The sequence below is a fragment of the Cellulomonas sp. P5_C6 genome (assembly GCF_054049635.1).
Window position 1 is genome coordinate 23,487 of the sequence record NZ_JBFULZ010000025.1, and the last position, 6,463, is coordinate 29,949.

8 protein-coding genes are annotated in these 6,463 nt (G+C 74.9%); 5 read left to right on the forward strand and 3 right to left on the reverse strand.

Features of this window, described 5'->3' with window-relative positions:
- Nucleotides 1–75 precede the first annotated feature (75 nt).
- Complete coding sequence (locus ACXJKG_RS04840) at nt 76–567, forward strand: VOC family protein (RefSeq protein ID WP_456844631.1); 492 nt, start codon at nt 76–78, stop codon at nt 565–567.
- A gap of 52 nt (nt 568–619) precedes the next feature.
- On the opposite strand, the gene ACXJKG_RS04845 is transcribed toward ACXJKG_RS04840, so the two are convergent.
- Nucleotides 620–1,495 (reverse strand): LLM class F420-dependent oxidoreductase, encoded by an 876-nt coding sequence (locus tag ACXJKG_RS04845; RefSeq protein WP_456844632.1) that lies wholly within the window; start codon nt 1,493–1,495, stop codon nt 620–622.
- Nucleotides 1,496–1,568: 73 nt separating this feature from the next.
- Complete coding sequence (locus tag ACXJKG_RS04850; RefSeq protein WP_456844633.1) at nt 1,569–2,426, reverse strand: UbiA family prenyltransferase; 858 nt, start codon at nt 2,424–2,426, stop codon at nt 1,569–1,571.
- Nucleotides 2,427–2,555: 129 nt separating this feature from the next.
- Here ACXJKG_RS04850 and ACXJKG_RS04855 point away from each other — a divergent pair, with 129 nt between their 5' ends.
- From ACXJKG_RS04855 to ACXJKG_RS04865, 3 genes are read left to right on the forward strand one after another with little or no spacing between them, the layout of a single operon-like run.
- Nucleotides 2,556–3,629 carry a type III polyketide synthase gene (locus tag ACXJKG_RS04855; protein ID WP_456844634.1) on the forward strand — a complete coding sequence of 358 codons (1,074 nt, stop codon included), beginning with the start codon at nt 2,556–2,558 and terminating at the stop codon, nt 3,627–3,629.
- Complete coding sequence (locus ACXJKG_RS04860) at nt 3,630–4,151, forward strand: isoprenylcysteine carboxyl methyltransferase family protein (RefSeq protein ID WP_456844635.1); 522 nt, start codon at nt 3,630–3,632, stop codon at nt 4,149–4,151.
- Nucleotides 4,148–5,185 carry an FAD-dependent monooxygenase gene (locus ACXJKG_RS04865; RefSeq protein ID WP_456844636.1) on the forward strand — a complete coding sequence of 346 codons (1,038 nt, stop codon included), beginning with the start codon at nt 4,148–4,150 and terminating at the stop codon, nt 5,183–5,185. The genes ACXJKG_RS04860 and ACXJKG_RS04865 overlap by 4 nt, the downstream gene beginning before the upstream one ends.
- Before the next feature lie 3 nt (nt 5,186–5,188).
- On the opposite strand, the gene ACXJKG_RS04870 is transcribed toward ACXJKG_RS04865, so the two are convergent.
- Nucleotides 5,189–5,899, reverse strand: coding sequence for an SDR family NAD(P)-dependent oxidoreductase (locus ACXJKG_RS04870; RefSeq protein ID WP_456844637.1), 711 nt, complete (start codon nt 5,897–5,899; stop codon nt 5,189–5,191).
- A gap of 100 nt (nt 5,900–5,999) precedes the next feature.
- On the opposite strand from ACXJKG_RS04870, the gene ACXJKG_RS04875 reads away from it, so the two are divergent.
- On the forward strand, nt 6,000–6,463 hold a 464-nt coding region (locus tag ACXJKG_RS04875), incomplete at its 3' end, for an MmyB family transcriptional regulator (protein ID WP_456844638.1).

Genomic DNA, 6,463 nt, shown 5'->3' on the forward strand with positions numbered 1-6,463 from the left:
GGCGGCTCCGACCACCTCACGACCGACGACGCACCGCCGCCCGGCACCGCGTCGCAGACACCGGAGGTACTCACGATGCAGACCATCAGCCCGTTCCTGTGGTTCGACGACGAGGCCGAGCAGGCCGCCGAGCGCTACGTCTCGATCTTCCCGCGCTCCCGCATCCTCTCCGTCACCCGCTACGGCGAGGGCGCGCCGCAGCCGGCGGGCACCGCGCTCAGCGTGAGCTTCGTGCTCGGCGGCCTGGAGCTCCAGGCGCTGAACGGCGGCCCGCTGTACCGCTTCACCGAGGCGTTCTCGCTGATGGTGTCGGTGCCGGACCAGGAGGAGAACGACCGCGTGTGGGACGCCCTGCTCGCCGACGGCGGGGAGCCCGGCGCCTGCGGGTGGCTCAAGGACCGCTGGGGGCTGTCGTGGCAGGTCACCCCGACGGCCCTGCCCGAGCTGCTGAGCGACCCCGACCCGGGCCGCGCGGGTCGCGCGACGGCCGCGATGCTCACCATGGGCAAGATCGACATCGCCGCGCTGCGTGCGGCGGCGGACGGCACGGCCGTGGCCTCCGCCTAGGCGCGCCGGCCGGCCCGGCACCCGCTCAGGGGCGCCGGGCCGACGTCGCGCGTCAGCCGAGGTCCGCCACGCGCGCGACGGCCGGGGCGACGCGGTCGCGCACCCACGCGGACAGGCTCGTCGCCGGCGGCCGCAGGATGACCGTCTCGACGCCCAGCGCGGCGTACGGCCGCAGGTCCTCGACGAACTGGTCGACGTCGCCCCGCAGCAGCGCGTCGCCGCCGTGCAGCATGGTCACGCGGATCTCGGCGGGGTCGCGGCCGAGGTCCTCGCAGTGGCCGCGCAGCACCTCGAGCTTGTGCGACACGCCCTCCGGGCTCGTCGCGAAGAGGTTGCACGCGTCGCCGTACTGGGCGACGAGACGCAGCGTCTTGCGCTCGCCGCCACCGCCGATGAGGATCTCGGGCCGCTTCAGCGGCTGCGGCGAGCACAGGGTCTGCGCCAGCTGGTAGTGCGTGCCCACGAAGGGCCCGTCGTCGCTCGGGTCCCACATCTGGCGACAGATCTGCAGCGTCTCCTCGAGCCGCTCGAACCGTTCGGCCAGCGGCGGGTACGGCACGCCCATCGCGAGGTGCTCCTCCTCGTACCAGGCGGCCCCGAGGCCCATGGTCGCCCGGCCGCCGCTGAGCACGTCGAGCGTGGCGCCGATCTTGGCCAGCAGGCCCGGGTGCCGGTAGGTCACACCGGTGACCAGCACGCCGAGCTGGACGTTCGAGGTCACGCCGGCCAGGTAGCCCAGGGTGGTGTAGGCCTCGAGCATCGGGTCGTCGGCCGGGAACCCGGCCGCGATCATCTGGAAGTAGTGGTCCATGACCGAGACCCAGGCGACGCCCGCCTCGTCGGCGGCCGACGCCGTGTCCGCCAGCTCCTGACGGAGCTGGGACGGCTGGACCGAGTCGAATCGCATGAGGTGGACACCGACACGCACGGGGGGACTCCTTCGGCAGGGGGCTTTCCAGCAGCGTGCCCCTTCGAGTGCGCTCGAAGTCAAGCCGAACGGGTCAGTGCACCACCCAGTCGGACAGGACGAGCAGGACGACGTCCACGGCGGCGACCGCGATGGCGAACGTGAACGGCAGGCGGCTGCGACCGCCGCCGAGGGCCAGCACCGTGCCCACGATCGTCAGGCCGACGGCGCCGACCAGCGCGGCCGCGGCGGCCGCCCGCGGAGGACCGGCCGGCGCCAGCACCAGCAGCACGGTCGCGGCGACCAGCGTCAGGGCCGTGCCGATGCTCGTCGCCGTCCCGCCCACGCGGTGCGGCAGGCCTCGGACGCCGGTCGCGCGGTCGTCCTGCAGGTCCGGCACCACGTTCGCGCCGTGCGCACCGATGCCCAGCAGCGCCCCGGCGGTCATCGCCCACCAGGCCGCGACCGGGGCACCGGGCAGGGCGAGCGCGATSGCCAGCGGCAGGAACCCGAACGAGAACGCGTACGGCGCCCACGACCAAGGGGTGCTCTTGAGCCGGACGTTGTACGCCCACGCGGAGGCCACCGTCGCCAGGTGCACCAGCCCGGCCCGCCAGCCGAGCGCGAGCGAGAGGACCACGCAGGCAGCGGCGGCGCTCCAGGCGGCCGCACGGACGGTCGAGACCGCCAGCCGGCCGGTGCCGACGGGCTTGTCCGTGCGGCCCACCTCCGCGTCGCGCGCGGCATCGATCCAGTCGTTGGACCAGCCGACCGAGAGCTGCCCCGCGAGGATCGCGGCCCCGACCAGCACGGTCGTGCGTGTGGGGGCACCCGCCCCGGCCGCCATGGCGACGGAGAAGACGGTCACGGCGACGGTGGGGCCGGGGTGGCAGGCCAGCGCCAGGTCGACGGCGCGGCGCAGCCGGGTACGGGCCTGCGGCTCGTCCGGCATGGCGCACCTCCCGTCGGTTCGCATCCCTGCACCTGGCGGGTCATCGTCGCAGGTCGCGAGGCCGACGCACGCTGGGGAGAAGGTGTCTGCACCGCGACGGACCGCCGTCCCGCGTGACACGATGCCCGGATGGTGCGGATCGCCTCGATCGTCCCTGTCCTGCCCGGGCACGTCCACGCCCAGAGCGAGATCACCGCCGCGATCGCGCCGCTGCTCACGTCCGACCCGCGGCGCCTGGCGACGATCAGCCGGATCCACGCCGCGACCGGCATCGAGACCCGGCACCTGGCGCTGCCGCTCGAGGAGTACGCGGGGCTGACGTCCTTCAGCGCCGCCAACGACGCCTTCATCCGGGAGGGCACCACGCTGGCGGCGGACGCGTGCCGCCGGGCCCTCGCGGCGGCGGGGCTGCAGGCCGCCGACGTCGACTTCCTGCTGTTCACGTCCATCACCGGGATCGCGACCCCGTCGCTGGACGCGCTCCTGGTCGAGCGCCTCGGGATGCGCCCCGACGTCAAGCGCGTCCCCGTGTTCGGCCTCGGCTGCGTCGCCGGCGCCGCGGGGATCGCCCGGGTGCGGGACTACCTGCAGGGGCACCCCGGCGACGTGGCGCTCCTCGTGTCCGTCGAGCTGTGCTCGCTGACCCTCCAGCACGGCGACGACTCGATGGCCAACATCGTCTCGAGCGGCCTGTTCGGGGACGGCGCCGCGGCCGTCGTCATGGTGGGCAGCGACCGCGCGACCGACGTCGTCGGGGGCGTCGACGTCGTCGCGGCGCGCAGCGCGCTGTACCCCGACACCGGCGGAGCGCTCGGCTGGGACATCGGCGGCAGCGGCTTTCGGATCGTGCTGGCGGCCAGCCTCGCCGACATCGTCGAACGACACCTCGGGCCGGGCGTCGTCGACCTGCTCGCGGCCCACGACCTCAAGGTCCCCGACGTCGCCACCTGGGTGGCCCACACCGGCGGCCCGAAGATCCTGCAGGCCGCGGCCCGCGCGCTCGAGCTGCCCGAGGACGCGTTCGCCGCGAGCTGGCGGTCGCTGGCCCGCGTCGGCAACCTCAGCTCCTCCGGCGTGCTGCACGTGCTCGCCGACGAGCTGGACACCGGCGGCCAGATCCCGGGCTCGGCGGGCGTCCTGTTCGCCATCGGCCCCGGCGTGTGCGCCGAGACCGTCCTGCTGCGCTGGCCCGAGGAGCCGTAGGTGATCCCGTACGACTGGCTGATCGTCGTCGTCGCGCTCGAGCGGCTGGCCGAGCTGGTGGTGTCGCAGCGGCACGTGCACTGGGCGTTCGCGCACGGCGGCGTCGAGACCGGTCAGCGGCACTACCCGCCGATGGTCGCCCTGCACACCGGCCTGCTGGTGGCGTGCGTGGTCGAGGTGCACGTGGCGGACCGGCCGTTCCTGCCGGTGCTCGGGTGGACGGCGCTGGCGTTCGTCGTGGCGGCGAACGCGCTGCGCTGGTGGTGCATCGCGACGCTGGGCGACCAGTGGAGCACCCGGGTCATCGTCGTCCCCGGCGCGGCGCTGGTCCGTCGTGGTCCGTACCGCTGGCTGAGCCACCCGAACTACGTGGCCGTGGCGGTGGAGGGCGCGGCGCTCCCCCTGGTGCACACCGCCTGGGTCACCGCTGTCGCGTTCACGCTGCTCAACGCCGTGCTGCTGCTCGGGTTCCGCATCCCGACCGAGGAGCGCGCGCTGCGGTCGGTGGGCGCAGAGGCATGACGCACGACGCCGACCTGCTGGTCATCGGCGGCGGGCCGGTCGGGCTCGCCGTCGCGATCGAGGGCCGGCTGGCGGGGCTGTCGGTGATCGTCCTGGAGCCGCGCGCCACGCCCGTGGACAAGGCCTGCGGCGAGGGGCTCATGCCCGGCGCCGTCGCGGCACTGGCGGAGCTCGGCGTGCACCCCGAGGGTCACGTCCTCACCGGCATCCGGTACCTGCGCGGTCCTCGCGTGGCCGATCACCTGTTCGCGACCGCCACCGGGCTCGGCGTGCGCAGGACGGTCCTGCACGCCGCGCTGGCCCGCCGCGCGGCCGAGCTGGGAGCCGTCGTGGTGCCCGGGCGGGGCGGCGCCGTCGAGCAGGACGCGTCCGCCGTGTGGTGCGGGGGCATCCGAGGCCGGTGGCTGATGGCGTGCGACGGCCTGCACTCGACCGTCCGCCGCCAGGTGGACCTGGCCGTGCGCCGGCGCGACGACGGGCGCCGCTTCGGGGTCCGCCGCCACTTCCGGGTGGAGCCGTGGACGGACCTGGTCGAGGTGCACTGGGGGCGGTCCGTCGAGGCGTACGTGACGCCGGTCGCCGACGACGTCGTCGGCGTCGCGCTGCTGGGACCCGCCCACCACGACTACGAGCGCACGCTCGACTCGTTCGGTGCCCTGCGCCGCCACCTCGGCGACGCCGAGACGCTCGGCCCGGCCCGCGGCGCCGGCCCGCTGCACCAGCAGACGTCCCGCCGCACCGCCGGCCGGGTGCGCCTGGTCGGGGACGCGTCCGGGTACGTCGACGCGCTGACCGGCGAGGGCGTGCGCGTCGGGCTCGCGCAGGCGAGGGCGGCCGTCGCGACGCTGGGCGAGGACGTCTCGCGCTCCAACGCCTCCTACGAGAAGGCGTGGACGGCCGCCACGCGGGACTACCGGGTGCTCACCCGCGGCCTGCTCGCGGCCGCCCGGTCACCCCTGCGTCGCGGCATCGTCCCGCTGGCGTCGGCCGCGCCCGGGCTCTACGGGACGGTCGTGGAGCGCCTGGCGCGCTGAGCGTCACCAGGGGACGACGCCCGACCGGTCGGTGAACGTGCCGGTCGGCGCCCCCGGCTCGACGGTCGCGGCCGCGACCACGGCGTCGGTGCCCTCCTGCACGGTCTGCGTCCCGCGGAACCCGTTGAGGGCCGTGCCCGTGTACCCGGGGTCGACGGCGTTCACCTGGTAGCCGGGCAAGGCCCTGGCGTACTGCGACGTGATCATGTTCAGCGCCGTCTTCGACGACGGGTACACCAGCCCGAGCAGCGTGGACTCGAACCGGGTCGGGTCGCTCGTGATCGCGAGCGAGCCCATGCCGCTGGACACCATGACCACGCGCGGCTGCGCGGACCGGTCGAGCAGCGGCAGGAACGCGTGGGTCGTGCGCACAGGGCCGAGGACGTTGACGCCGTAGACCCGTAGGAAGTCGCTCGCCGTGGTCTCGCGCGGGTCGCGCAGGCCGCCGGAGATCCCCGCGTTGTTGACCAGCACGTCGAGCCGCCCGCTGTGCTCGTCGATGGTGCGTGCGGCGGCCTCGACCGACGCGTCGTCGGTGACGTCGAGCTGGACGACGCGGACGTCGCCGTCGATCTCGCCAGCGAGCAGCCCGCCCTGCGCGACGTCGCGCGCACCGAGCCAGACGGTCCAGCCGAGCGCGGCGAGTCGGCGGACGGTCTGCGTGCCGAGCCCCTGGGTGGCCCCCGTGACGAGGGCGATGGTGGTGGTGGTCATGACCCCACCGTGGGCCCTCCGTGCGTCGGCTTCCAGTGCTGCCGCACCCTAGGACCGGCAGTACCCGGCTGCGGTGCAGCGTGTGAGGCATCCTGGGGCGATGGACCGGACCGAGCTCGCGCAGGTGCTCCGCCGAGCGCGCACGGCCCTGTCGCCGCAGGACGTGGGCCTGCCGGCGGGCTCGCGTCGTCGGGTGCCAGGTCTGCGCCGCGAGGAGGTCGCGCAGCTGGCCGGCGTCAGCGTCGACTACGTGGTGCGGCTCGAGCAGGGCCGCGGCCCGCACCCGTCGCCGCAGGTGCTCGCCGCGCTGGCCCGAGCGCTGCGGATGGACGACGACGCCCGCGCGGAGCTGTTCCACCTGGCCGGCAACGCGCCGCCGCTGCCCGGCCGGATCGACGAGCACGTGCGGCCGAGCGTGCAGCGCCTGCTGGACCGCCTGGACGACCTGCCGACGATGGTGCTGAGCGCGCGCGGCGACATCCTCGCCTGGAACGCGATGGCCTCCGCGCTGCTCGGGGACTGGTCGCTGCTCCCTCGTCGGCAGCGCAACATCATCTGGCTCCG